This window comes from Nocardia sp. JW2, assembly GCF_051843015.1.
Lineage (GTDB): Bacteria > Actinomycetota > Actinomycetes > Mycobacteriales > Mycobacteriaceae > Nocardia > Nocardia coubleae.
The window spans coordinates 78910-105236 of record NZ_JBPXLK010000008.1 but is presented as its reverse complement, the minus strand read 5'-3'; the positions used below and the strand labels follow the sequence as shown (position 1 = coordinate 105236).

22 protein-coding genes are annotated in these 26327 nt (G+C 67.6%); 6 read left to right on the top strand and 16 right to left on the bottom strand.

Translation table 11 applies throughout. The features are described from left to right. Positions 1-101: 101 nt before the first annotated feature. Positions 102-953 (top strand): Vgb family protein, encoded by an 852-nt coding sequence (locus ACSVDM_RS13970; RefSeq protein WP_439265288.1) that lies wholly within the window; start codon positions 102-104, stop codon positions 951-953. Between the two features lie 42 nt (positions 954-995). On the opposite strand, the gene ACSVDM_RS13965 is transcribed toward ACSVDM_RS13970, so the two are convergent. Together ACSVDM_RS13965 and ACSVDM_RS13960 are read right to left on the bottom strand one after the other, a co-directional pair. Further along, complete coding sequence (locus tag ACSVDM_RS13965; protein ID WP_439265286.1) at positions 996-2714, bottom strand: ABC transporter ATP-binding protein; 1719 nt, start codon at positions 2712-2714, stop codon at positions 996-998. After that, the gene (locus tag ACSVDM_RS13960; RefSeq protein WP_439265284.1) at positions 2711-4483 is read right to left on the bottom strand and encodes an ABC transporter ATP-binding protein; all 1773 of its coding nucleotides are present in this window, start codon (positions 4481-4483) and stop codon (positions 2711-2713) included. The genes ACSVDM_RS13965 and ACSVDM_RS13960 overlap by 4 nt, the downstream gene beginning before the upstream one ends. 122 nt (positions 4484-4605) lie before the next feature. On the opposite strand from ACSVDM_RS13960, the gene ACSVDM_RS13955 reads away from it, so the two are divergent. Further along, positions 4606-5187 carry a TetR/AcrR family transcriptional regulator gene (locus ACSVDM_RS13955; RefSeq protein WP_439265282.1) on the top strand — a complete coding sequence of 194 codons (582 nt, stop codon included), beginning with the start codon at positions 4606-4608 and terminating at the stop codon, positions 5185-5187. Here the strand turns inward: ACSVDM_RS13955 and ACSVDM_RS13950 are convergent, their stop codons facing one another. The 4 genes from ACSVDM_RS13950 to ACSVDM_RS13935 form a co-directional block, all read right to left on the bottom strand. After that, a complete protein-coding gene (locus ACSVDM_RS13950; RefSeq protein WP_439265280.1) occupies positions 5188-6855 on the bottom strand; it encodes a substrate-binding domain-containing protein in 1668 nt (555 codons plus the stop codon). Positions 6856-6968: 113 nt separating this feature from the next. Continuing rightward, complete coding sequence (locus ACSVDM_RS13945) at positions 6969-7214, bottom strand: WhiB family transcriptional regulator (protein WP_067488664.1); 246 nt, start codon at positions 7212-7214, stop codon at positions 6969-6971. Next, positions 7211-7753 carry an HNH endonuclease gene (locus ACSVDM_RS13940; RefSeq protein ID WP_356983169.1) on the bottom strand — a complete coding sequence of 181 codons (543 nt, stop codon included), beginning with the start codon at positions 7751-7753 and terminating at the stop codon, positions 7211-7213. Before ACSVDM_RS13940 ends, ACSVDM_RS13945 begins: the two co-directional genes overlap by 4 nt. 255 nt (positions 7754-8008) lie before the next feature. Next, a complete protein-coding gene (locus ACSVDM_RS13935) occupies positions 8009-9235 on the bottom strand; it encodes an MFS transporter (protein WP_439265277.1) in 1227 nt (408 codons plus the stop codon). 84 nt (positions 9236-9319) lie between these two features. On the opposite strand from ACSVDM_RS13935, the gene ACSVDM_RS13930 reads away from it, so the two are divergent. Further along, positions 9320-9778, top strand: coding sequence for a winged helix-turn-helix transcriptional regulator (locus ACSVDM_RS13930; protein ID WP_439265276.1), 459 nt, complete (start codon positions 9320-9322; stop codon positions 9776-9778). Positions 9779-9780: 2 nt separating this feature from the next. Here the strand turns inward: ACSVDM_RS13930 and ACSVDM_RS13925 are convergent, their stop codons facing one another. The 3 genes from ACSVDM_RS13925 to betT are packed head-to-tail and all read right to left on the bottom strand — an operon-like array spanning position 9781 to position 14982. Further along, a complete protein-coding gene (locus ACSVDM_RS13925) occupies positions 9781-11334 on the bottom strand; it encodes a GMC family oxidoreductase (protein ID WP_439265274.1) in 1554 nt (517 codons plus the stop codon). After that, positions 11331-12845, bottom strand: a complete 1515-nt coding sequence (locus ACSVDM_RS13920; protein WP_439265272.1) for an aldehyde dehydrogenase family protein — start codon at positions 12843-12845, stop codon at positions 11331-11333. Before ACSVDM_RS13920 ends, ACSVDM_RS13925 begins: the two co-directional genes overlap by 4 nt. Before the next feature lie 10 nt (positions 12846-12855). Continuing rightward, positions 12856-14982, bottom strand: a complete 2127-nt coding sequence (gene betT, locus ACSVDM_RS13915) for a choline BCCT transporter BetT (protein ID WP_439265270.1) — start codon at positions 14980-14982, stop codon at positions 12856-12858. 265 nt (positions 14983-15247) lie between these two features. On the opposite strand from betT, the gene ACSVDM_RS13910 reads away from it, so the two are divergent. Continuing rightward, a complete protein-coding gene (locus ACSVDM_RS13910; RefSeq protein ID WP_439265268.1) occupies positions 15248-17425 on the top strand; it encodes a malate synthase G in 2178 nt (725 codons plus the stop codon). Positions 17426-17941: 516 nt separating this feature from the next. Here ACSVDM_RS13910 and ACSVDM_RS13905 read toward each other — a convergent pair. Next, positions 17942-18472, bottom strand: a complete 531-nt coding sequence (locus ACSVDM_RS13905) for a hypothetical protein (RefSeq protein ID WP_439265266.1) — start codon at positions 18470-18472, stop codon at positions 17942-17944. A gap of 228 nt (positions 18473-18700) precedes the next feature. On the opposite strand from ACSVDM_RS13905, the gene ACSVDM_RS13900 reads away from it, so the two are divergent. Continuing rightward, the gene (locus ACSVDM_RS13900; RefSeq protein ID WP_439265264.1) at positions 18701-19651 is read left to right on the top strand and encodes an SDR family oxidoreductase; all 951 of its coding nucleotides are present in this window, start codon (positions 18701-18703) and stop codon (positions 19649-19651) included. A gap of 662 nt (positions 19652-20313) precedes the next feature. Next, positions 20314-20955 carry a VanZ family protein gene (locus ACSVDM_RS13895; RefSeq protein WP_439265262.1) on the top strand — a complete coding sequence of 214 codons (642 nt, stop codon included), beginning with the start codon at positions 20314-20316 and terminating at the stop codon, positions 20953-20955. Positions 20956-20959: 4 nt separating this feature from the next. Here the strand turns inward: ACSVDM_RS13895 and ACSVDM_RS13890 are convergent, their stop codons facing one another. The 6 genes from ACSVDM_RS13890 to ACSVDM_RS13865 all read right to left on the bottom strand — a co-directional run bounded on the left by ACSVDM_RS13890 (position 20960) and on the right by ACSVDM_RS13865 (position 26267). Then, positions 20960-21232 (bottom strand): hypothetical protein, encoded by a 273-nt coding sequence (locus tag ACSVDM_RS13890; protein ID WP_439265260.1) that lies wholly within the window; start codon positions 21230-21232, stop codon positions 20960-20962. Further along, entirely contained in the window at positions 21229-22395 is a 1167-nt protein-coding gene (locus ACSVDM_RS13885; protein ID WP_439265258.1) for a hypothetical protein, read from the bottom strand. The genes ACSVDM_RS13890 and ACSVDM_RS13885 overlap by 4 nt, the downstream gene beginning before the upstream one ends. Before the next feature lie 476 nt (positions 22396-22871). Next, positions 22872-23993 carry an alpha/beta hydrolase gene (locus tag ACSVDM_RS13880; RefSeq protein ID WP_439265256.1) on the bottom strand — a complete coding sequence of 374 codons (1122 nt, stop codon included), beginning with the start codon at positions 23991-23993 and terminating at the stop codon, positions 22872-22874. 32 nt (positions 23994-24025) lie between these two features. Then, the gene (locus ACSVDM_RS13875; RefSeq protein ID WP_439265254.1) at positions 24026-25051 is read right to left on the bottom strand and encodes a zinc-dependent alcohol dehydrogenase family protein; all 1026 of its coding nucleotides are present in this window, start codon (positions 25049-25051) and stop codon (positions 24026-24028) included. A gap of 24 nt (positions 25052-25075) precedes the next feature. After that, complete coding sequence (locus tag ACSVDM_RS13870) at positions 25076-25843, bottom strand: SDR family NAD(P)-dependent oxidoreductase (RefSeq protein WP_439265253.1); 768 nt, start codon at positions 25841-25843, stop codon at positions 25076-25078. 22 nt (positions 25844-25865) lie between these two features. Next, entirely contained in the window at positions 25866-26267 is a 402-nt protein-coding gene (locus tag ACSVDM_RS13865) for a cyclophilin-like fold protein (RefSeq protein ID WP_439265251.1), read from the bottom strand. Positions 26268-26327 lie beyond the last annotated feature (60 nt).

Here is a 26327-nt window from a genome sequence, read left to right as displayed (position 1 = left end):
GGCCCGGAATTCGGGCACCCGGTGGGCTGCCCGGCGTGGCGACGGTCGGTACGGTGGCGGGTGGGGCGGGATGTTCCCATGACCAGGAGGGGATCGAATCGTTGAGTATCGGCGAGATAGTGCGCGAGATCGAGGTAGCCGGAGCACCGTACGGGGTGACCGTCGGACCGGACGGTGCGTTGTGGTTCACCCTGGTGACCCAGGGTGCCATCGGGCGGTATGCCGAGGGGCAGGTCGAGACCTTCGCCCTCGACCCCGTCGGCGGCCAACCCACGGTGATCGTGGCGGGAGACGATAACGCCTTGTGGTTCACCGAGTTCCACGGTGGCCGACTGGGCCGGATCACCCTCGACGGCGCGGTGAGCAGTCTGACGATGGACGGGCCCTACGGTGTCTGTGCTGGGCCCGGCGGGATGTGGTTCACCGAATTGCAGGCCGGTCGGGTCGGCCGGATCGCGGGCGACGGTGGGATCGAGGGGGTCGCGGTCGACGGAATGCCGTCGATGATCACCGCGGGCTCCGACGGTGCGGTCTGGTTCACGGTGAACCAGGGCAACGCGATCGGCCGCATCGACACCGACCTCACGGTGACACTGCACCCCCTGCCCACCCCTTCGGTGGCCCCGGTCGGCATCGCCGCAGGCCCGGACGGTGCGGTGTGGTTCACCGAGATCGGCGTCGGCGCGATCGGGCGGATCGACCACGCGGGCACCGTCACCGAATACGCTCTGCCGGACCGTGATTCACGCCCACACGCGATCGTCACCGGCCCGGACGGTGCGCTCTGGTTCACCGAATGGGCCAGCGGAAACCTCGGCCGGATCGACACCGACGGCAAGATCGACCACTTGACCCTCCCCGGCGCCGAGCCCCACGGACTCACCGTGGACTCCACCGGCCATCTCTGGGTGGCTATGGAATCCGGTGCTCTGGTCGAGGTTTCACCAGGCTGACCTTTGGGGTACCTCTGCCACGCCAGGTGGGTACTGCTGCGGTCATCGACTTGTGGTGGCCGCAGCGTCGGTGATTGCCACGAAATCTGCGTAGCGCCCGCCTTTTTCGACGAGTTCATGGTGGGTGCCATGCTCCACGACACTTCCCTTGTCGAGGAACAGGACGTGGTCGGCGGTTCGAACCGTGCGCAGGCGGTGGGCTACGACGATGACGGTTCGTCCGGCCATCAGGCGTTCGATGCCCTGGTGGACGGCTGCTTCGTTGGCGGGGTCGAGCGCCGAGGTGACTTCGTCGAGCAGGACGATGGGTGCGTCCTTCAGCAGCGCGCGGGCGATCGAAACACGTTGGCGCTCACCACCGGACAGCAGTGCGCCGCCCTCGCCGACAGCGGCAGACCAGCCACCCGGCAGACGGTCGACCACCTCGTCCAGCCCGGCCGCGGTCGCTGCCGCCCGCACCTCGGCGTCGGTGGCGTCGGGTCGGCCGAGGCGGATGTTGTCCTCGATCGTGCCGTCGAACAGGTACACCTCCTGGAAGACGATGGCGATGGACGACATCAGAGTCGCGGTGTCGATGTCGCGTACGTCGACACCGCCGATGCGCACCGCGCCCGCGTCGACATCGTGGAAACGGGCGAGCAATTGGAGCACCGTGGACTTTCCGGCGCCGGAAGGGCCGACGATCGCGAACCGCTGACCCTGCGGCACCTGAAACGTCAGCCCGTCCAGCACGGTGTGACCGTCGCGCCCGAAGCCCACGGCATCGAACGCGAGATCGTGGCGGAGCGGTCGGACCGGATCACGCGGTTCAGGAAGCGGTTCGGTACTGAGCAGCTCGTCCAGCTGGGTGAGCTGGGAGTGCGCGCTGCGCAGCTTGCCACCCAGATCGGCCAGTGACAGCAACGGTTCGGCGCAACGGGCGGCGAGCACCAGGATCGCCAGCAGCTCGGCCGCGCCGATTCGGCCGCCGAGGGCGAGGTAGGCGCCGAGCGCGAGCAGCACGGTGAACATGGTCTGGACGACGAGCGTGAGACCGACCATCCCCGGCAGCGCGGTGCGCACCGAGCGATGAGTGGCCCGCTGCAGCTCCCGCAGCGCATCGTCGAGCAGACCGAACCGCTCGGTGCTTCGGCCACCCGCGCGCAGCACCGGCTGGGCCCGCAGGTATTCGATGACGCGGCCCGCCGCCTCGTGGTCGCGGGCGTGGCGTTCGGCATCGACGGCGGCCAGCGCACGGCTCGCCCGGATCTGCACCGCGGCCACCAGGGGGACGGCGACCAGCGCGGCCAGTCCGAGCCGCCAATCGAAGACCGCGATCACCACCACGATGGTCGCCGGCGTCAACGTCGCGGTGATGAACGGGCTGAGCAGGTGCGCGATCACGCCCATCGCCTCGAGCACACCTCGGCTGGCCAGCACCGACACCTCACCAACCCGGTCCGGCCCGAACCACCCGACCGGCAGCCGCGCCAGGTGGTCGCCGATGCGGTGGTAAGTCCCGCGCAACAGCGTGGTGCCCGAGCGGAATCCCGACAGATCGCTGACATAACGCAGCACGGCGTACACCGCTACCGCGCACCCGAACCCGATCAGCCACGGCCAGGCACGCGCGGGTTCGCTGCCGAACAGCTCACGCAATACGGGAACGAGCAGCAGGTAGGACAACCCTTCGAGCACGGCGGTGACACCCATCAACACCACGGTCCGGCGAACCGGACCCGCGTACTGATGGCCGAGCACCCGTAACAGTGTGCGGATCATGACAGCTCGCTTCCTTGTTCGGCCCGCCAGAACGCGGCGAACGCGCCGCCCTCGGCCAGCAGCCGGGTGGGTGCGCCGCGCTCGACGATCACGCCGTCCCGCAGCAGGACGACGGTGTCGGCGTCGGCGATGGTTTCGTGTCGGTGGGCGATGACGAGCACTGTGCGGTCACCGCGCAGGTTCGCCATGGCCTGGCGTAACGCCCGCTCGGTCTGTGGGTCGGCGAAGGCGGTCGCCTCGTCGAGCACCAGTACCGGGGTGTCGGCCAGCAGGGCACGGGCGAGTGAAAGCCGTTGTGCCTCACCGCCGGAGAGTCCGGCCTGTTCGCCGAGAACGGTGTCGTACCCGTGCGGCAGGTCGAGGATCCGTTCGTGGATCCCGGCCAGTCGGGCGGCCTCGATCACCCGTTCGCGGTCGGCGTGCGGCACGGCGAGCGCGATATTGTCGGCCACCGAGGCGCGCAGCAGTCGCACATCCTGGAAGACGAACGACACCGACCGGTAGAGCCGATCGCTGCCGATGTCGCGCAGATCGGCACCACCGAGGACGACGCTGCCGTGACTCGGGTCGGAGAATCGCAGAAGTAGTTGCGCCAGTGTCGATTTGCCGCTGCCCGACGGTCCGACCAGCGCGGTGACGGTACCCGGCTCGAGGACCAGATCGATACCGCGCAGCACCTCCCGGTCGTCGTAGCCGAAGCGCACGTCCCGCAACTCGACCCGGTGCCCGCGCGGAGCCACGGGCCGCGCGGGTTCGGGCAGTGGCCGCACGGCGAGCACCTCGTTGATCCGGCCGATCGCGTGACCGGCCGCCTGTAGATCGTCGAAACCGTGTTGCAGCGCCGCGACCGGCGCGGTCAGGCCGAGCCCGAGCAACAGGAACGGCAGCAGATCGGCGGCGGCCAGCTCGCCACGGGTGAGCAGGAAGGTGCCGCCGCTCAGAATCACCAGCAGCACGAACGGCGGCGACAACGCCAGCTGCATCCCGGCCGCCACCGGAGCGAGACCGCGAACGAAACGCAGGAACGTATCGGCGAATTCGTCTGCGGCCGTGCGGAATCGCCGATGCGCCCGATCGCCACCGCCGAAGGCCTTGACCACCGCGATGCCCTGCACGAACTCCACCACCGCATCGGCGATGCGACCCATCGCGGCGTCGAACTCCCGCTGTTCACGTTCCCTCGCCGGCAGCAGGAGCAGTGGCACGTGCAAGAGCGCGAGCAGGACCGGGACGAGCGTGATGAGCGTGAGCCGCCAGTCCACCGTGCACAGATACGCCAGCGACACCAGTGGCACCACGAACGCCGACACCAGCTCACCCGGCGCGTGCGCGAGCACCGGATGCACCGCGCTCACGTCGTCGCCGACCACCTTGGCCAGCTCACCGGTCCGGCGCCCGGAGAACCAGCCGATCGGCACGCGCCCCAGCTGGGCGGCGAGCTGCCGCCGAAACGCCAGCTGCACCCGGCCGTCGAGCACATGGCCGAGTCCTGCCGCCGTACCGGTGAACACCAGCCGCACCAGTAGACCGATCGCACCGATCGCTACCGCGAGCCACACCCGGTCGTGATCGACCGGCCCGGCCGACAACAGCACCCGGCCGACCTCGACCACCGCGAGCAGCGGCGCCAGCCCGGCCAGTGAGCCGATGACCTGCGCGATCATCACCACGGCGAAGCCGGGGACATGGGGTCGGACCGATGTCACAAGAGTCGGCGGCGGGGAATGCGTCACCGACTCCGCCTCGGGACGTTCGATTGTCATCGTCATCGCACACTCGATTCAGAAAGTCACTGTCTCTAGACAGCGACTGTACGAGCGTCGTTACAGACAGTCAATGTCTGAATGAGAGCGACAGTCAGCAGACAGTAACTTCCTGATAATCTGGCCGCATGGCTGGACTACGCGAACGCTGGCGGCTCAACGCCATGCACACCGTTCAGGAACGCGCGCTCGACCTGTTCGACGCGAAGGGCTTCGCCGCGGTCACCATCGAGGAGATCGCCGCCGCGGCCGAGGTCTCACCCTCGACGATCTACCGGCTCTTCGGCACCAAGGAGGGCATCATCGTCGCCGACGAGTTCGACAATCTCAGCGACGAACAGCTGGCGAAGGTCGTCGACCCGGGCGATCCGATCGGCAGCCTCATCCGGTCCGTCCGCGAATACGACACGGGCACGAACGAATCGGGCTCCGAACCCGGCCCATGGCGGCGCAGCCTGCGCTATCACTTCACCGAACCCTCGGTTCGGCGCGCGGCCTATGCCTCGGCCGACCGCACCAGTCAGCGGCTGTCACCGCTGCTCGCCTCGACCGGCCGCTTCACCCAGGCGCAGGCCAAGGTGGCGACCAACGCGCTCATCTTCGGCTACCTCGCCGCGCTCGAACAGTGGTTCCTCGACGGCGGCGACCGCCCCGTCGCCGCCTATGTGGACGAGGCGCTCGACCCTTTACGACCCGTCTGGGGCCACTGACTACGGGGTGGTCAGTGCCTTGACCACGGCCGTTCCGAAGCCGATATCGTTGCTGGTCGGCATCCGGGTGTAGGTGCCGCCCGTCTGTGCGGACAGCTCCTGCAAGGTCTGGGTGCCTTCGCCGCCGACCACGATGATGTCCACCCGCACCAGCTTGCCGGACTGGTTGGCCGCCGCGATCTGGGCGAGCAGGTCGGCGCCGGTCAGCGAGGAATCGTCGTCCGGTCCGTCGGTGATGAGCAGAATCGAATTGGTGCGGCCGGGGGAGTAGTTCGCCACCGCGGCGCGGTAGGCGGCGAGCAGACTCGGATACGCCTGGTCGGTACTCACCGTGCTCGGCTTCAGTGAGGTGACCGCCGATCCCACGGCATTGCGCTGGGTGTCGGTGAGCAGGCCGGTGGCCACGTTCACCTGGTAGGGGTTGGTTCCGTCGAGGTTCTTGCCGAACGTCCACAGGCCGAGCCCGAAGTCGGGCGGCATCACCTGCAGGGTCGAGGCGAGCGCGGCGCCCGACGTGGCGAGGCGGGTCATCGAGCCGTCGGTGGTGCCCATGGACGACGAGACATCGAGCAGCACAGTGGCATTCACACCGAGCACCGGGTTGTCGATGGTGGCGCGCACCTTCTCGAGCGCCGCCTTCCCCGGATTCGCGGGCGCCGAGCCGATGGCCGGGCCGAAACCGTCGGCGGCGAAAGCGGCCGCCTGCTCGGGAGCCCGCAGGAAGTCGATGAAGCGCGAGGCGATGAGGTTCTGGATCTTGTCGACCCACGGACCCGACAGCACCGCCGCCGGGTAGTCGGCCAGCGGCGCGGTGCCCGCCGGACGGAACGCGGTGAGCCCACCGGTCCCCAGTTGCTGAGCGGTAGCGGCCACCGCGTGGATATCGTTCGCGGCCGGATCCGCGCTGATCCCGGCCATCGCCGTGGTCAGGTCGGCGGGTTTCTCGGCAGCGGCGGCCAGACCGGAAATGGCGGCCACCACCTGCCCGGACGCGGCGGCCTGCTCGGTGAGCGGATCGGTGCCCGACACCGCCGACCCGATCGCGGCCGCGGCCGCGGTGGTCGCATCACCCGGGGGCAGCGCCATCCGCAGTCCACCCCAGCCGTTCAAGCCGATCTCGTCGAGCGAGCCCTGCTGCAATCGGGGCAGGTCGGCCCAGGTGATCTGGTGCTGCTCGAGAGCCTGTCGCAGCGGATCGGGCACCGCGAGCACGATGGGACTCGTCGCGATGGACGCCGGGGTGCCCTCGATCAGGCCGGGCACCCGGACCAGCTCGATCGAACGGCTCGAGTCGGCGATCCACAGCCCGGGCTTCGGGCCGAGGCCGGGTTCCCAGGTGCTGGTGTCGGCCAGCGCGCCGACGAGCGCCGCCGACGGCCGGGCCGTCACCTCGACGCGCGCGCAGTGGTCGCGCACGCGCGGCTTTGTCGCGTTGAACCGTTCCGCTGCCGCACGCACCGGACCGGCCACGGCCGGGTCGACGGTGACATCGAGGGCGGCGGGCCCCTCCACACATTCCGCCGCGGCGGCCACATCGGATTCGGCGGCACGATCGCGCAGCTGGAACCAGGCGAACACGGCCACGAGTACGAGCACGAGCACCGATGCCGCGATAACCGGACCTTTGCTGATACGTCGAGATCTGGTCCCGCTGCGATGTGTACCCACGCGGCAAGTTTAAGGACTCGTTGCCGGGGCGGCGCACCGCGCATCCCCCGGCGCATCGTCGCAGCTCACAGCCGGAGGCCGGGCGTCGTGGTCGACACCCGGCCCCTGGTCGGTCATTCGCGGATCACGCGGCCGCGGTCGTATTCACGACCACCCCACACCCCGGACTGACCGGTGCGCGCCGCGTACTCGGTGCACCCCGCGAGCAACGGGCAACCGGCGCAGATGCGGCGGGCGTAGTCGAAATCCTGCGACGGGTACGGAAACCACGCCTCGTGGTTGGGGTCGCCCCGGCAGGCGGCGCGATGCCACCGCCCGGAATCGGACAGGGTGAGCAGGTCGGTCAATGCGGTGGTCACGGCGCGTACTCCTTCCAGATCCGGCGCTGTGTGCTGGCGAGGGGGTCGGGTGCCTTGGGCTCCCACAGCAACCGCATCCCCGCCTCTTCGGGGGTGCGGTCGGCCTTGGTCGTATTGCAAGGCGCGCAGCAGGCCACGAGGTTGCCCCAGGTGTTGGGGCCGCCCCGGCTGCGCGGGCGAATGTGGTCGACGGTGGCCGCCCAGTTCGCGCAGTAGCCGCAGCGGTGCTTGTCGCGGCGCAGTACACCGGCCAGGGTGGCGCGGCTGTCCTCGCCGACCGGCCGCACATGCGCCAGGTACACGTAGCGCAGCAACCGAATCGTCTCCGGCAACGCCACCTCGAGCCGCTGCGAGCGGATCGGGAAACGCGGCACCCGGTCGATGACGGATTCGGCGGCACCGCTCAGCAGCAGTGTCACCGCCCGATCGGCGGTGATCTCGTCGAGCGCCTCGTAGCTGGCGTTGAGCACCAGCACGCGGCTGTGTATCCAGTTGTCGGCGGCGGGAGCCGTCGGGACGACGGCATGACGAATCATCATCGGAATCACCATGTTTCGAAGAAGCGAGCGGAAAGGAGAGGTGTGTGCGCTCAGTGCGCGATGGGGAGACGACCGGCTTCGCGCATCTCGGCGCTGCGATGTCCGGTGCTCTGATATCCGGGCTTCGAATCATGCTGTCGTACAGCTGGTTTCACGGTCGTCTCCTCCTCTCTGCGTGCTCTGCCGGTCTCGTCTGGTGCGATGTCGGCCTCGTGTGAATCATGGTGACACACCGTGTCCGGAATGTCGGCTCATTTATTTTCGGTGGGCGACAGCGCATCCCACCGGCGCCCAGGGTGATTCGGGCGTGGCCGTGACGCCGACGCGTGAGAGCTGGGCCGCCGCCCACACGGCGAACCCGGCCAGGGCGTAGAGCGCGCCGAACAGGCAGGACGCCTGCCATCCCCACACGGTGTAAGCCCACGTCGTGGTGACCGCGCCGAGTGCGGAGCCCAGTGAGTAGAAGGCCATGTAGGCACCGATGACGCTGCCCGCGCGGTCGGGATGTGCGGTGGTCAGCACATGCTGACTGCTCACGTGCACAGCCTGGACGGCGAAATCGAGCAGCACGATGCCGACGACGAGCAGTACCGCTGTCCCGGTCCGCGCGATGAACAACCAGGATGCGGCGAGCACCAGCACGGCCGAGCCGGTGACCCGCTGCGCGTGACCGGAATCGGCCCACCGGCCGGCCCGGCCCGCGCCGAGGGCGCCCGCGAGACCGAACAACCCGAACAGCCCGATCTCGGTCGTGCCCAACGACCAAGGGTGCGCGGCGAGGGGGAGCGCGAGACCGCTCCACAACGATCCGAAGGACGCGAAGACGAAGAAGGTGATCGAGCCCCGGCTCAGAAACAGCCGGTCCGTGGTCACCAGCCGTCCCGTGGACCGCAGCACCTGGGTGTACCGATCTTCGCGGGCTCTGACGTCCGGACTCAGAACCTTCCGGGTGAGGACGGCGAGCGTCGCGCAGAGCACCGCGAGCAACGCATAGGCCGCCCGCCAGCCGAGCGTGTCACCCAGCAGACCCGCGACGACACGGACCCCGAGGATGCCGATCACCACACCGGAGGTGACGGCGCCGATATTGCGGCCCCGTTCACCGGGCGCGGAAACGGCGGCGACATATGCCACGGTCACCTGGACGACGACCGCGAACACCCCGGCGACCGCGAGCCCGGCGACCGCGACGACACCGGTGGGCGCGACGGCGGTGATCGCGGCCCCGACCGAGGTGAGCGCGAGCATGCCGCCGATGAGCCGACGGCGGTTCACCAGGTCACCGAGGGGGACCAGCAGAATCAGCCCGGCGAAATACCCGATCTGCCCGGCGGCGATCAGGACGCCCGACGACTGCGGCGACAGCCCCAATTCCGCACCCGCCACGGCGAGAACCGGCTGGATCGCGTAGATCGTGGAGACCGCCGCGGCGCACACCACCGCCAGCATCACCCGTTGTGCTCGCGTCAGTCGTGTACCCACCGGACCTCCAAAGAGTAGCAAAATGAAACCAAATCAAAGGTAGGCAATAATGGTTTCGAATTGCAACCTATTAGGAGGTGGCCCATGGCTCCGACGGTCCGTGTCGACCGCGAATGGACCGATGCCACCTGCCCGGTGGCGCGAACTGTCGACCTGGTGGGTGATCGGTGGAGTCTGCTCATCGTGCGCGACGCCATGGACGGACCGGCGTCGTTCACCGAGTTGCGACAGCGGCTCGGGATCGCGCGCAACATCCTCGCCGACCGCCTCCGCCGACTCGTCGACGACGGCATCCTCGGCACCAGCGCGACCGCGAGCGGCAAACGGTACGTCTACGAGTTGACGCCGGCGGGACGGGACCTGTTCACCGTCGTCGTCGCGCTGCGGCAGTGGGGGGAGAGTCATGCCTTCGCCGCCGACGAGCCCCGCTCGGCGCTCGTGGACCGCGACGGCCGGCCACTCGCCGAACTACGCCCGCGCGATCGGGCAGGCGCGGTCGTCACCGCCGCCACCACCGAAGTGCGGCGAGTGGACTGCGGGTGAACCTACTTTCGGTCGGCAGCCACCAGTTCCGCGCACCGCTCGCCGACCAGCATGACGGTGATGTTCGGATTCACCGTGGTGTGCGCCGGGAACACCGAGGCGTCTGCCACGCGCAGTCCCTGAATGCCCTTGACCCGCAGTTCCGGGTCGAGCGGGCTCAGCGGATCATCCGGTGCGCCCATCCGCACGGTGCCGACGGGGTGGTACACCGTGTTGTGGGTGCGCCGGATGTAGTCGGCCAGTTCGGCATCGGTCTCGGCCTGCGGACCCGGATACAGTTCCCGTTCCACCCATTCCGAAAGCGCTGCGGCGGAAGCGATCTCGCGAGCCTTGCGCAGACCCGCGATCATCACCCGCATGTCGTGGCCCTCGGCGTCGGTGAAGTAGCGCGGGTCCACCCGAGGCTTGTCGCGGAAGTCGCGCGAGCGCAACCGCACGGTGCCGCGCGAGCGGGCGTGGGTGACATTGGGGGTGAGGCAGAAGGTGTTCTCGGCCGTCGGGTAACCCTGGCGCAGCGTATGCATGTCGAAGGGGACACTGCCGTAGTGCATCATCAGGTCGGGCCGGTCGAGCCCGTCGACGGTGGTGGTGAAGATGCCCGCCTCCCACCATTGCGTCGAGCTGCGCACCATCGGCTGTTTCGTCTCGAACCCGATCACCCCCTCGGGGTGGTCCTGCAGGTGCGCACCGACGCCGGGGGAGTCCACCACCACGTCGATTCCGTTCTCGCGCAGGTGATCCGCCGGGCCGATACCCGAGAGCATCAGCAGCTTCGGCGAGTCGATGGCTCCGGCCGAGACGATCACCTCCCGCTCGGCGGTGACCCGGGTCGCGCGGCCGAAGGCGTTGTCGGTGTACTCCACACCGACCGCGCGCCCGTTCTCGATGAGGATCCGCTTGGCCCACGCACCCGTCCGAATGGTGAGATTCGGCCGGTCCAGAATCGGGTGCAGGTAGCTCACCGACGACGAGGATCGGGTGCCGTCGGTGCGGCTGTTGATCTGGAAGAAGTTGGCGCCGTTGACAACCGTGCGATCGGCATTGAACTCCGCACGCGGAATCCCGACCTCCGCGCAGGCGTCCAGCACCGCCACACCACAGGGGTCGTTCGGTGGCACCGTCATGATGTTCACCGGCCCGCTGCGACCGTGGTGCTCGCCGGGGGCATCGTTGGTTTCGATCCGGCTGTAGAGCCGGTACACCGAGTCCGCGCCCCAACCGGTGGCACCGTGTTCACGTTCCCAGCTGTCCAGGTCCTCGCGCGGTGCCCAGAACGCGATGCAGCTGTTGTGCGACGAACAGCCGCCGAGCACCTTGGCCCTGGCATGGCGCATGAACGAATTGCCGTTCTCCTGCGGCTCGATCGGGTAGTCCCAGTCGTAGCCGGATTCCAGCAGCTCCATCCAGCGATCCAGGCGAAGGATCGCCGGATCGTCGACATCGGACGGACCCGCCTCGAGCAAGCACACCGTCACCGACGGATCCTCCGAGAGACGAGCGGCCACCGCAGCGCCCGCCGAACCGGCGCCGACGATCACGTAGTCATAGGAATTCACCGCTGGTCCTCCCGCAGCTCGAACCAGCCGGTGACCCCCGGCCGGAGGTTCTCGTACACGTGCTTGGCCTCGCGATACTCGTGCAACCCGGACGGGCCGAGTTCGCGGCCGACACCGGACCGGCCGAACCCGCCCCACTCCGCCTGCGGCAGATACGGCCCGAAGTCGTTGACCCACACCGTGCCCGCGCGCACCCGGGCCGCCACCCGCCGCGCCCGCGCGGAATCGCTGGACCACACCGCGCCCGCGAGGCCGTATTCGGTGTCGTTGGCGATGGAGATCGCCTCTTCCTCGGTCGTGAACGTCTCCACCGTGACCGTCGGGCCGAACGCCTCGTCGTGCACACAGGCCATCGTGCGGTTCGCCCGGTCGATGACGGTCGGCAGATAGAACCAGCCGTTGTCGAGACTGCCCGAGCCCTGATCACCGACGGCGAAGGTACCGCCGGTACGGATATCGGCCCCGTCCGCGCGAGCCTGCTCCACGTAGGCGTGCACCTTGTCGCGATGCGCCGACGAGATCAGCGGACCGGTCTCGGTGCCGTCGGCGAAGGGCAGGCCGAGGCGGATCTGGCGGGCGCGGCGGACGAGTTCGTCGACGAACCGGTCGTGCGCGGACTCCTCGATCACCAGTCGCGCCCCGGCCGAACACACCTGGCCCGAGTGCAGGAACGCCGCGTTGAGGGCGTTGTCGACACAGGCGCTGAGGCGTTCGTCGGTGTCGCAGGCATCGGCGAAGATGATGTTCGGGTTCTTGCCGCCCAGCTCGAGGGCCACTTTCTTCACCGTCGCCGCCGCCTCGCGGGCGATGACGCGGCCCGTGGACAGTCCGCCGGTGAACGAGACGAGGTCCACGTCCGGATGGGCCGACAGGGGAGCGCCCGCGGTCGGTCCGGCGCCGAGGACGAGATTGGCCACGCCCGGCGGCACCCCGAGGTCGTCGAGGACGGTCATCAGCAGGATCGCGGTGTGCGGGGTGAGTTCGGCGGGCTTGAGCACGAAGGTGTTGCCCGCGGCCAGCGCCGGTGCCACCTTCCACGCGGCCTGCAGCAGCGGATAGTTCCACGGCGTGATGAGCCCGCACACCCCGACCGGTTCGTAGACGATGCGCGAATCGATGTCGGCGTTGCCCGCGTCGACCACCCGGCCCGCGTCCTCGGCGGCGAGCTTGCCGAAGTACCGGAAGCAGTTCTCGATATCGGTCATGTCGATCTCGGACTCGTAGGGCCGTTTGCCCGTGTCCAAGGTTTCGGCGCCCACGAACTGTTCGCGTCTGCCCTCGATCGCGTCGGCGATGTCGAGCAGCAGATCGCCACGTTCACCGGCGGTGGTGCTGCGCCACGGTCCGTCGTCGAAAGCGCGCCGGGCGGCGGCGATGGCGGCCTCGGTGTCCTCCGGGCCCGCCTCGGCGACGGTGCCGACCACGGAATCGTCCGCCGGACAGCGGATCTCGCGGGTCAGACCGGACGCGGCCGCGCGCCAGGTGCCATCGATATAGAGGGTCTGGCTCATGGTTGTCCCTTCACGATTCGTCGGTGTCGACGGCTTCGGGTTCGTGGTGATCGGTGGCGGAGCGGCGCAGGTAGAGATAACCGAGATGACGTTCGTACTGGTCGAGGATGTCGCCGATCACCTGCTCACGGCTGTACCCGTTGAGGGCGTACCCCTGCGAACCCTCCGCCAGATACACCTCGCAGCGGAAATACCGGTCACCGGAGCGCTGGGCCAGCACCGCGTACGACGGCGCGGGCGCCGAGACCGGCCACACACCGTATTCGAAGCCTGTTTCGGTGCCCTGATCGACGATCAGCCGCGGATACGGCAGCCCCTCGTGGGTGCCCGATTCGTCGATGTGCGCGGTGAGTCCCATCCTGGCCAGCTCCTCGGAGACCTCACGCATGGCCGGAATCACGGTATTGTTCAAGAACTTCCGGGTCGAGGCCGGGCCGGGGTAGTGGACGGTGGCCAGCAGCCTGCGCCGCCAGCTGCCGTGCTCGCTCGGTCCGCGCCCGGCCGCGATGGCATTGGGCAGCGCCGCCCGGTAACTGTCGATCTTGAACGACTCGTTGCGCACCGCGCGCAGCATCGCGATCCCGATCAGGGCCAGCACGAACGAGAACGGCAGGCCCATGATGATCGTCGCGTTCTGCAGGGTGATGATCGATCCGCCCGCCCCCGCGAACAGCATCGACAGCGTGAGCAGGCCGATCGCGGCCGACCAGAAGATCCGGGTGCCACGCGCGCAATCCGCCATCGGGTCGGGCAGTTTCGAGGTGAAATTGCCCATCACGAGCGAACCGGAATCGGCGCTGGTCACGTAGAACAGCAGCCCGGTGATGGTGGCTATGCCGAGCAGAAAGGTGGCCCCGGGGTACTGCTCGAGCAGGGAGTAGAAGCCCAATTCGGCTCGGGCCGCGGTCTGTTCGGCGAACTGCTGGTCGTCGCGCGCCACTTGCAACGCGCTGTTGCCGAACACCGAGATCCACAGCAGGGTGAAGCTGAACGGCACGACGAGCACTCCGAAGATGAACTGGCGCAGGGTGCGTCCGCGCGAGATACGCGCCAGGAACAGCCCGACGAACGGCGCCCATGCCACCCACCACGCCCAGAAGAACAGCGTCCAGCTGTCGAGCCACGTCGAGGGCTGATTCGCCGTCTCCGGATTGCGTTCCCAGGCAAAGGTGTTCAGCGTGCGGTCCAGGAATGTCGACAGGTAGTCGCCCGCGTTCTGGGTGAGCCCGTTGAGCAGGAACGACGTGCGACCGGCCACCAGGATGTAGATCAGCAGGGCGATGGCCATGATGACGTTGAGTTCGGACAAGCGCCGGATGCCCTTGTCGACCCCGGTGGTCGCGGAAATGGTGGTGATCGCCACCGACAACGCGATCAAACCGATCTGGGCCGCCTTGCCCTGCGGGACGCCGAACAGTTCGTGCAGACCGTAGTTGAGCTGGACGATGCCGATGCCGAGCGAGGTGGCGATACCGAAGATAGTGCCGAGCACCGCGGCCACATCGATGGCGTCACCCCAGCGCCCGTGCACGCGTTTGCCGAAGATCGGGTAGAGGGCGGCGCGGATCGTCAGCGGCAGGTTGTGCCGGAACGCGAAATACGCCAGCGCCCCGCCCATCAGCGCGTACATCGCCCACCCGGTGATGCCGTAATGGAAGATCGTCCAGGTGACCGCTTCGCGGGCGGTGTGATCGGTCTGGGCCGGTCCCTCCGGCGGGTGCAGGTAGTTGTAAACCGGTTCGGCCACGGAGAAGAACATCAGGTCGATGCCGATCCCCGCCGCGAACAGCATCGACGTCCAGGAGAACAGGCTGTACTCCGGGCGCGACTCCTCCGGGCCGAGGCGGTACCGGCCGTAGCGGCCCGCACCGAGGAACACGACGAGCCCGAGGATCACGGTGGCCAGCACGAAATACCACCAGCCGAACCAGGTGGAGATGAAGGTCTTCACCTCGCCGACGACGCTTTCGGCACTCTCCGGCGAGGCCAGCGCCCAGACCGCGAAGGCCAGCACGAGCCCCGCGGCGGTGAGGAACACGGGCTTGTTCACCGACCGCTTGTCGGCCACCGGGTGCAACGACACCTGCGTCGCCCCGACAGGTGTGCTGTTGTCGCCGGGATTGCTGGGGGCACCCATGCGACGAAGGCTAGTTCCTCCACCTCGTCCTTTCGTGGACATCCGGTGGTTGCTGCGCCCGTGTTCGAGCGTGCGCGGCGGCCGCGAGGCGGGAACCTACAATCGAGAGGTGGTTCGCCACGCCCAGCCGTCGACCCCGACGATTCGGCGTGGCGGAATGCGTGACGCCCGCCGGGCGTTCCACCCACACGCGATGTCGCATGTACCCACGGGTAACATGACATCGACTTTTTCCAGCCGGTTTTCAACCGAAGTGAGGCAGTAGATGACAGAGCGGATTCAGGTCGGCGGGCTCCAGGTGGCGAGCGTTCTCCACGATTTCATCGAGAACGAGGCGCTTCCCGGTACCGGCGTAGATTCCGCCGCGTTCTGGGCAGGCGCCGAACAGGTCATCAACGACCTCGCCCCGCGCAACCGTGCCCTGCTGGCCGAACGCGACGAGATCCAGGGCAAGCTCGACGCCTGGCACGGCGAGAACCCCGGCGCCGGCTACGACAAGGCCGCCTACAAGAAGTTCCTCGCCGAGATCGGGTACCTGCGCCCCGAGCCCGCGCCGTTCCAGATCGGCACCGGCAACGTCGACGCCGAGATCGCCACCACCGCAGGCCCGCAGCTGGTGGTGCCGGTGATGAACGCGCGTTTCGCGATCAACGCCGCCAACGCGCGCTGGGGTTCGCTCTACGACGCCCTCTACGGCACCGACGCCATCTCCGAGGCCAACGGCGCCGAGAAGGGCACCGGCTACAACCGCGTGCGCGGCGACAAGGTCATCGAGTGGGGTCGTAACTTCCTCGACGACGCCGTCACCCTCATCACCGGTTCGCACATCGGTTCGTCCTACTACAAGATCGTCGACGGTGAGCTCGAGGTCGGCCTGGAAGACGGCACCGACATCGGCCTGGCCGATCCCTCCCAGCTGGTCGGCTACCTCGGTGACCCCGAGGCCCCCACCTCGGTGCTGCTCAAGCACAACGGTCTGCACATCGAGATCCAGATCGATCCGAATTCGCCCATCGGCTCCACCGATTCCGCAGGCGTCAAGGACATCGTGCTCGAGTCGGCGCTCACCACGATCATGGACTTCGAGGATTCGGTCGCCGCGGTCGACGCCGAGGACAAGGTCGTCTGTTACCGCAACTGGCTGGGCCTGATGAAGGGCACCCTCGCCGAAGAGGTCACCAAGAACGGCAAGACCTTCACCCGCACCATGAACCCCGACCGCGTGTTCACCGCGCTCGACGGTTCCGAGCTGGTGCTGCACGGTCGCTCGCTGCTGTTCGTCCGCAACGTCGGCCACCTGATGACCTCCGACGCCATCATCGACGCCGAGGGTAACGAGGTGCCCGAGGGCATCATGGACGGCCTGATCACCTCGCTGATCGCCGTGCACTCGCTCAACGGCACCGCCGAGCTGGCCAACACCCGCACCGGCTCGGTCTACATCGTGAAGCCGAAGATGCACGGCCCCGACGAGGCCGCGTTCACCAACGAGCTGTTCGGCCGCATCGAGGACGTCCTCGGCCTGACCCGCAACACCCTCAAGGTCGGCATCATGGACGAGGAGCGCCGCACCACGGTCAACCTCGCCGCGTCGATCGAGGCCGCCAAGGACCGCGTGGTGTTCATCAACACCGGCTTCCTCGACCGCACCGGGGACGAGATCCACACCTCCATGGAGGCCGGGCCGATGGTCCGCAAGGCCGAGATGAAGACCCAGACCTGGATCACCTCCTACGAGGACTGGAACGTCGACACCGGCCTGGCCAAGGGCCTGCCCGGCAAGGCCCAGATCGGCAAGGGCATGTGGGCCATGCCCGACCTGATGGCAGGCATGCTCGAGCAGAAGATCGGCCACCCCAAGGCAGGCGCCAACACCGCATGGGTGCCCTCGCCGACCGCCGCCACCCTGCACGCCACCCACTACCACCAGGTGGACGTGTTCAAGCGCCAGTCCGAGATCGCCAAGGGCGGCCCCCGCGCCACCGTCGACCAGATCCTCGAGATCCCGCTGGCCCAGTCCACCGACTGGTCCGACGAGGAGAAGCGTCAGGAGCTCGACAACAACTCCCAGGGCATCCTGGGCTACGTCGTGCGCTGGATCGACCACGGCGTCGGCTGCTCCAAGGTGCCCGACATCAACGATATCGGCCTGATGGAAGACCGTGCCACCCTGCGCATCTCGAGCCAGCTGGTCGCCAACTGGCTGCGCCACGGCATCGTCTCCGAGGCCGACGTGATCGCCAGCCTCGAGCGCATGGCCCCCGTGGTCGACCGCCAGAACTCGGGCGACAAGAACTACCGCCCGATGGCGCCGAACTTCGACGACTCCATCGCGTTCCAGGCCGCCAAGGAACTGGTCCTGGAAGGCACCAAGCAGCCCAACGGCTACACCGAGCCGATCCTGCACCGTCGTCGTCGTGAGTTCAAGGCTGCGCAGAAGTAGTGATGGCGAGTGGTTGAAAAGTAGCTCGTAGCAGCACTTTTCGTTCGAGGCCCCGCATCGGAGACATCCGATGCGGGGCCTCCGTCGTCACCGGTGATCACCTCGGATACTGCTGTGCAGCGCTGCTTGCCAGCTATGGTTTCGGTTCGATTTCGTGTGTCGGTGCGCCGGCCGCGGGTCCATGGAGAAGCTCGTGACGTAACCGAACCGGTAGGTCAGCCCGGCGTCGGCGGGTGCTCGATATCGGCATCATCGAGCGGCTCCTCGGTGACCGCGCCCGAATCGAGGTGCAATGTCCACCGATGCAGCCGCGGCAGACCGCCGGTGCGATCAGCGGGTCCATCGCGTCACAGGGACGGCATGCGGCGACCGACGACCACGATGGTGTTTGCGGCGTCGAACGCGTTCATCGTGTGCCACATGTAGCAGGGCAGACGGCCTCTTGGCACGCGCCGAGCCATCGCATCGGGAGGGTGCCTAGGCAGACGCCGCGTGGTGGGGCGGGGGTGGTGAGACCTACTTCTGTCGGAAGCAGTAAGCGATGCCGGTGCGCTTGTCGATGAAGTTGTTGATCTTGGCAGGGATGTAGTTGATCTGTCCGGCGTAGTCGTCGGTGGCCAATGGTGGGTCACACGCGGCTACGTTGTTGACCCCTGGCAGCGTGCGGTCCAGTCGGAACGAGGTGGGTTCGGTGCAGGTGGCGTCGTGGGAGTAGATGGTCATCATCGGCACATAGCAACGTCCAACAGTCAGGTGCGGGCCGGCGCATCCGTGTGCGACGGCGAGGGAACCGTCCTTGAGACCGGTGATGATCAGCCGAACTTCTTTGTCCTCGCAGACAACATTCCTGCCCTCTTCGCCGGAGGCGATCTCGAGCACCCTGACTTGCTTGTTTACTTGCGGGTCGGCGCAGTCCATCACGGTGATCGGTCCGTGATGGACGAACTCATCGATCCTGGTGCAGTCGCCGACGGTCGGCAGTTGCGTCGTGGTCGTGTCGAGCGTCGGATCGGCCACGCCGACGGTGGGCTCGGCTTGCCCGGTCACGGTCCCGCCACACGCGCTTACCCCCATGGCCAAGATAAGCGCGCCCAGCATCAAGCCCCCGACTCGCGAGAGGTGAAGCGAACGTGATGCCCTACGAGGCTGCGTGAATCCCATGGCCTGTATCTTGCCGACACGGGTGTCCAACCCTAGCGGCGGTTCGGTTGCGGCGTTCGCACCGTGGTCTGCGACGCCATCAGACGCTCGCCTCGATCAGGCACCTTCATCGAGATGAGCGGACGTTCGGTGCCTGGCCAATATGCCTGGCGACCCCGAACGCACCTTCGATGCGAAGGACAGCATTGCGGGGGTTGGCCCGTCGGAACCAAGGTGCGATGTCACACTTCGGTTGGCTGCTTCGTCGACTCCGTGAACGCCGAAATCGCGATGAGGGAGTGGACCATGGTGGAGCAGAAGAAGATTGCGGTGGCTGGGGCGACCGGTCGGCTGGGGCGGCACGTGGTGGATGTGCTGGTCGAGCGTGGGCATGAGGTTGTCGCGTTCTCCCGGGCCAACGGTGTCGACATCGAGAGCGGAGCCGGCCTCGATGAGGCTTTGTCCGGGGTCGACATCGTTATCGACGCGTCGAGTACCCCTTCGGCCGATCAGCAGGTGGCCACGAAGTTCTTCACCGCTTCCGCGCGGAACCTGCACGCGGCGGGAGAGCGTGCCGGGGTAGAGCGGTTGGTTGTGGTGTCCATCATCGGGATCGACGGTTCGCTCGCCGGGTACAACGCCGCCAAGCTCGCGCACGAGCAGGAATTGCTCAAAGGCGCGCTGCCGGTGCGGATTCTGCGTGCGGCGCAGTTCCATGAACTCGTCGAGGTGATGGTCGGGTGGGGCGCCCAGGGCGATGTTGCTTACGTCCAGGGCATGCGCACCCAGCTGGTTGCCGCGCGGACCGTCGCCGAAGCGTTGGTCGATCTGGCGATGAATCCGATTGCCGCCGAGGATATCCCGTTCCCCGAGATCGCGGGTCCCCAGCCGGAAACGATGGCTTCTGCCGCTGCGGCGCTGGTAGCTGCTCGTGGCGACGCCCTGCAGATCATCGAGACCTCCGATGAGGCCAACCCCGACCGCGAGCAATTCGAAAACGGCACTCTGTTGCCGTCCCCGCACGCCACACTGGCCGGTCCGTCCTTCGCGGAGTGGGTAGCCGCGACGACAGCCGTCGCCCGCTGATGCCGAGGCCAGATACTAGAGTTGGAGGTCATGGACGGTTCGCCTCCGAACGGTTCGGTGTCAGCTGGTGGTGGGTGATTACGCGCACAGGCGGACGAGGTCCGCGATAGAGCTTTGGGTCACGCTCCCGGATGGCCCGACCGCCCCGTGGGAGGCGGTCGAGCAGCCCGTCGTGGTCGCGGCACCGCCACCGACAATCCGAGCATGGCGCAACTGCTGCGACGGGAAGTATTCAACAAGTGAGGACATCACCTCCGAGACCGGCGTGTCCGGCCAACGCCAGGTCGAGGATCGATCGGACGTCCTCGCCGTGGGCGGCCTGCACGCGGCGAGAACGGCCGCCGCGGTCCATAGACCGCCGCCAAGGAGAACGACGAGGAGTCGGTGTGGTTCGGCATGTTGATGAACCTGCGCGTCGTTGATCCGTCGAGGTCGTTCCGCGACGGTTGATCTACGTGGAGGTATAGGCGGTCGAGGCGAGACAAGCTAGTGTCGCGCCCCATCCGTCGGCGGTACCGTCGAGAGCGCAGACAGCAAGGGCAGGTTTGCCGTTGGTATGGACCTCTCGCTGGGAATCGCTCGCGTCCCCAGTGCGGAAGACGAGTCGGATCGGCCGCAAGCTGATGAAGCATGCGCGCATGGCAACCACGTAAGTTTCGTGTGTGGGGCGAGTATGGGAGGCCTGGGGGCCGGTGCTGGTGGCATGGGGGATCGGGGTCACAGCGATTCCCCTCATCGTGGCGTTGCTGCTGTGGTGGCGAGCCCGCGCGGGAATCGAACGGCCGATCGCGTTGCTGCGCAGCCTGACCGAAGTGGGGATTGTCGCCGGGACGCTGCCCTGGGTGTGGATGATCCTGACACCGACCGGCGGCACCAGGACGGTCAGTGTGGTTCCGCTGCGCGATCTCGCCGCGACGCTGAGAGAGCTCTCCTTCGACACCGTCGTGCAGATCGGCGCGAACACCGCGATGTTCGTCCCACTGGGTTTCCTGCTGCCCTTGCGATTTCCTCGCTTCGCCGGCACATGGCGGATGCTCGTAGTCGGTGCCGCACTGTCGGCGACACTCGAACTCGCCCAATATGTTCTGAACATCGGACGGGTGTCATCAGTCGACGATGTGCTGATGAACGCGGTAGGCGCCGCCATCGGTGCGCATCTGCTGACGATGGGCAGAAAATCGTGGAGTGCTCGGTCCCTCGTGCCGCCGCCACACCGACTCGATCCGGCGGACCACCCGCTGCCAGAGGCAGGGGTTGTCGCAGGGGATCGTGACGTCGCTTCGAGGTTCTGGCACGCCCCGTAGCCACCTATCGCGTGTCGACTGGCCGGATCTTCGGCAGGACCAGTGTCACGACGCGGTAAGCGAGAACCGCTGGGACGGCAATGATCAGCACGAGGCGTAGCGCTACCACGACAACGGCCAGGGTCACGAAGCCTGCTCCGAGGCCATCGGGTGACCCATACCCGTGCCGAGCCGACGACGCCGCCAGAGCCGCATGCAGGGCGAGGTAGACCACCGCCAGGGCCAGCGGAATGCGGAACAGGCGCCACACGGTCGACACTGCGTTGGGGACCTTCATCGGGCCAGCTCCGGTCCCGAAGACAGGAACGCGAGCATGAGCGCGTTGCCGATCGCGCCGCCGGTCGCGAATCGTGTGCGGGTTCCGCTCTGTAGCGATAGTCCGAAGAGGTCGGCCGTGCGGAACAGGCGGGTGAAGGTGTCGCGGTGGCCGAAGGCGCGGGCGGGAGCGAGTGCGAAACCGGTGGCCGACACCGATATTCCAAGGATCAAGGGGCCACTGTCCATATCACCGGGGCCGCTGTAGCCATCACCGTACTCATCGATCGCGCTGAATCCGAGGACAGTTCTTTCCTGCCCGAACAGCCCAGCTGCCAACTCTTCGGCCAGCGACCGGTCCGCGAAGCCGGCGAAATAGGCCGCCAAACCGGTTCCCGAAGCGCGTGGTGCGTCCTGGGCCCGGCCGTCGGTGCCCATGCGCTGGATCACCAGTCCGGTGTCGCGATCGATCTGAACCGCGCGCACCTGTCGCGCCCAATGCGCGATGACCGCCGTGTGATCGACTCCTGTCACCCTGCCGTGCACCGCGATCGCCGCCGCGACCGCGGCCACATCGGTGGGGTACGCCCTGCCGGGAAAGGTGTCGAGCAGCCCGGTCGGCGAAGCGAGCAGCCGCCGCGCGAGGGCGGTGATCAGCGCGTCGTGCTGAACGGCGAGGTCGGCAGGGAAGGCTGGATCGATCCACCGGGCCATGCCGAGCGCGAGGGCCGGATAGGAGAGGTAGGCGTGACCGTCGGTGCTGTCGAGTTCGGCGAGTCCGTCGCGGCCGTGCCATGCCGACGTGAACTCCGAACGCATTTGGGGCAAAAGACTTTTGATTGCGGCGCGAGTGATGACCGGGGCGTACCGCTCCCGCCATTCGGGATGTTCCAGACACGCTTGCGCCAGACCCTGTGCTGTCATCTGATGGGCGAGCAGCCCCCACATGCCGACGATCCCGTCTCCTCCGCCGGTGGCTCGCCGGTGATCGTCGGCGGCTTGGAAGGCGACCATCTCCTCGGCGAGTCCGCGCAGCAACGTCTGGTCACCTCGATACCACCCGTCGGCGTCCCGGCCGCACCACCATCTCGGTAGCACGCACACGACCGAAATCGCGACCACCATCGCGATCACCACCGTGAGCGGACCGCGTAACCTGCGCACCGCTCCGGCTGCACTCCCCATGTCCCGAAGGTACATGCGCGGCAAGAATATTCACTTCGAATCGGGTTCCACCCACTTCCCGGGTCGGCTGCTCGCTGTCGGCATCCCTGCCGCGAGTCGTGTCGGCCGCACGCTGGTGATCGTGTCGTCCTCGTCGGAGCGGACGCGATCGGCTCGTTCCTCCTGGCGGGGTGCGTTATCTGGGTGACGTCTACATCGACGTAGCGCAGGCCCGCCTCGATCGCGCCGAACGACTCGGTGCCCACCGCTCCGTGATCGCACCCCGCGCTGACATCCGACGAGCATGGATCGTCGGCCAGCGCGTCGGTGCCGTCGGCGGAGACAGGGGCGTGGAAGGCGGCCAGGGCCGCCAGCAGGTCGGGACGGGTGGTAGCGGTGCGTGCCGCTAGGAGGCCGCCGATGCGTAGCCACTGACCGCGACCGGTCCCGCGCGCACGGTTGTCGCACCGGGAACAACGGGCGACTGAGCCGGTCGATCAGGCGAGGCTCTGGGAGTAGAACGAGGCGAGCTTGTCGAAGGGGATCAGTTCGGTGCGGTCGTAGAGGTCGACGTGGCCTGCCCCAGGAACGATCACCAGTTCCTTGCGGTCACCGGCGAGGCGGTATGCCTCTTCGCTGAATTCGCGGGAGTGTGCGTTCTCGCCGGTGATGAACAGCATCGGGCGCGGGGAGATGGTCTCGATGTCGTTGAACGGGTAGAAGTTCATGAACTTGGTGTTGCTCGACAGGGTTGGGTGGGTAGTGGTGTCCGGGGTGGCGCCCTCGGGGGTCACGGCACCGCGCTGGGTGCGGTAGAAGTCGTAGAACTCGCGCTCGATCGGTGTCGATTCCGGCGTCAGTTCGTGGACGGTGCCGCTGGTGTATTCGACCGGTCCGCCCCGGAATTCGATATCGCGTTGGGCGGCGGCTCGGGCGATGATCTGCTGACGCTGCTCGGCGGTGACAGAGTGGTCGAGCCCGTCGCGGTTGGCGGCGCCCATGTCGTACATGCTGACGGTGGCGACGGCTTTGATGCGGGGGTCGATCTTGGCGGCGGAGATGACGAAGCTGCCGGATCCGCAGATGCCGAGGGCGCCGATGCGTTCGGGGTCGACGGTGTCCTGGGTGCGCAGGTAATCGACTCCCGCGGAGAAGGTTTCGGTGTAGATGTCAGGGGCGACGGCGTTGCGCGGGTCGCCGTCGCTGCCGCCCCAGAACACGGTGTCCAGGGAGAGGGTGACGAAGCCTTGTTCGGCCATCTTGGTGGCGTAGAGGTTGGCCGATTGTTCCTTGACCGCGCCCATCGGGTGCCCGACCACCATGGCGGCGGCGCGGGTATCGGGGGCGAGATTCTTGGGGACGAAGAGGTTTCCGGTGACCTCCATCTGATACTGGTTCTTGAACTTCACGGGGGTCGAGGTGACCTGGTCGCTGGTGTAGAAGTTGTCCGCGCCGCGAGACAGGTCCCCGGAGGCCAGGCCCGCGATGGGGGTGACCGGCGCGGCCGCGGTGGTGGTGTCGGCGCCGGAGCATGCCGAGGCCGCCAGCACGGCGAGAGCGGCGATACCGGCTCCGGTGATGCGGGCCCAACGATGCGGTGAAGTGGGCGTGGTGTGCATGGTGGTGCTCCTGGCGTGGGGTGTCGGAGAGGTCAGAGGGTGAGCAATGTTTTGATGGCGCGGCGTTCGTCCATCGCCCGGTAGCCTTCGGCGGCTCGGTCGAGGGGCAGAGTGAGGTCGAAGACTTTGCCGGGGTCGATGCTGCGGTTCCAGATGCGGTCGATGAGGTCCGGCAGGAACCGGCGCACGGGGGCGGGGCCGCCGAGGAGGTGGACTTCGGCGAAGAAGAGGTGGTCGGCGGGCAGAGTGACGCCGTCGTGGGCGACGCCGACGTAGCCGACGCGCCCGCCGGGGCGGGTGGAGTTGATGGCCTGCATCATCGATTCCTGCGTGCCCACGGCTTCGATGACACCGTGGGCGCCGAGCCCGTTCGTGAGGTCCTTGATCGCGGCGACGCCTTCGTCACCACGGGTTTCGACGATGTCGGTGGCGCCGAATTCCCGTGCGAGGGCTTGGCGATCGGCATGGCGCGACATGGCGATGATGCGTTCGGCGCCGAGCTGTTTCGCGGCGAGCACACCCATTAACCCGACGGCACCGTCACCGACGACGGCGATCGTCTTGCCGGGTCCGGCGGCTGCGGCGTCGGCGGCGAACCAACCGGTGCCGAGTACGTCGGAAGCGGCCAGCAGCGACGGGATCAGCTCGGGTTCGGGCATCGTCGGCGTAGCGACGAGAGTGCCGTCGGCATAGGGGATCCGGGCGAGTTCGGACTGGGTGCCGATCGCTGCGGCGACGAAAGAGCCGTGTACACAGCGGGATTGGAATCCGGAGCGGCAGATTTCGCAGGTGTTGTCGGAGATGCAGAACGAGCCGACGACGAAGTCTCCGACCTTGAGGGTGTGCACGTCGGCACCGATTTCTTCGACAACGCCGACGTATTCGTGACCCATGAGGGTGTGCTCGACCGGTTCGATGCCGCGGTACGGCCACAGGTCCGAGCCGCAGATGCAGGTGGCGGTGAGCCGGATGATCGCGTCGGTTGGTTCGACGATCTCGGGGTCTTCACGGTCGACGACGCGCACATCGCCAGGGGCGAACATGACTACTCCACGCATGGGGGTGTCCTTTCGGTGTTCGGGTCAGCGGGCGGTGTAGCCGCCGTCGACGGGAAGCGCGACGCCGACGACATAGGAAGAGCCGGGGCTGCACAGCCACAGCACGGCCGCGGCCATTTCCTCGGCGGTGCCGAGGCGGCCGATGGGTTCGTCGGCGGCGGCTCGGGCGGGGTCGAGGTCGCCGGAGTCGAACATGGCGGTGACCATGGGGGTTTCGATGGTGCCGGGGCAGATGGCGTTGATCCGGATGCCGCGTGGCGCGTATTCCAGTGCGGCGGAACGGGTCAGGCCGATAACGCCGTGTTTGGCGCCGTGGTAGGCGGCGCGGCCGGGTAGCCCGACCAGCCCACCGAGGGAGGAGCAGTTCACGATCGTTCCGGAGCCCTGTTCGCGCATTTGGGCGAGTTCGTGTTTCATGCACGCCCAGACTCCGCGCAGGTTGATGCCGGTGACCCGGTCGAACACCTCGCCGGGCTCGTCGGCGGCGTCGACGGTCGGGGACTGGATGCCCGCGTTGTTGTACGCGAAGTCCAGGCGGCCGAACTGCTCGACGGTCGCGGTCACGGCGGCGGCGACCTGATCTTCGTCGGCCACGTCGCAGTGCACCGCCAGTACCTGGTGTCCGGCGGCGCGCATCTCGGTGACCGCGGTCTCGAGGGCGGCGTCGTCGACGTCGGTGAGGGTGACCGCGGCACCTGCGCGGGCGAAGGCGGTCGCGGTGGCCAGTCCCATGCCCGATGCGGCACCGGTGACGAAGGCGACCTGTTCGGTGAAGTCGTAGGTGGGATTCACGATGCGGTGCTCCTTCTGGGGGTCAGGCGGCAGTTATGGTGAGGGTGAGTCCGGCGGATTCGGCGGTGATCGCCGTCAGGCCGGACTCGATCTCGCCGATCATCACGATCCCGGGCGAGGGGACGCGGAAGCCGTCTTCGCGGTAGTAGACGGCCAGGTCGTGGCTGGGCGCCCAGTAACCGAGCTGGCCCGCGCGGTACTCGGCTCGGCCCTGGCCGTCGGCGAGTTCGCGGGGGAGGGTGGCTGCCTTCTCCCGCCCGCCGAGCTCGTGGACGGTCAGGGTGAGCGGTAGCAGGGACGCGAAGTCGCGGGCCGTGGCGTTGTCGTACAGGTGGCCGCCTGCTTCTCCCGCGGCGGTGCCGATCCGGATCTGCATGAACGTGTCCTCCTGCGCTCTTGCGACGAACAGCCGGGTCGATCGCATCGGACTCCTGTCGTCGAGGCGGTGCATGGTCAGCACACACGGGCCGGGCCGCTGATCTGG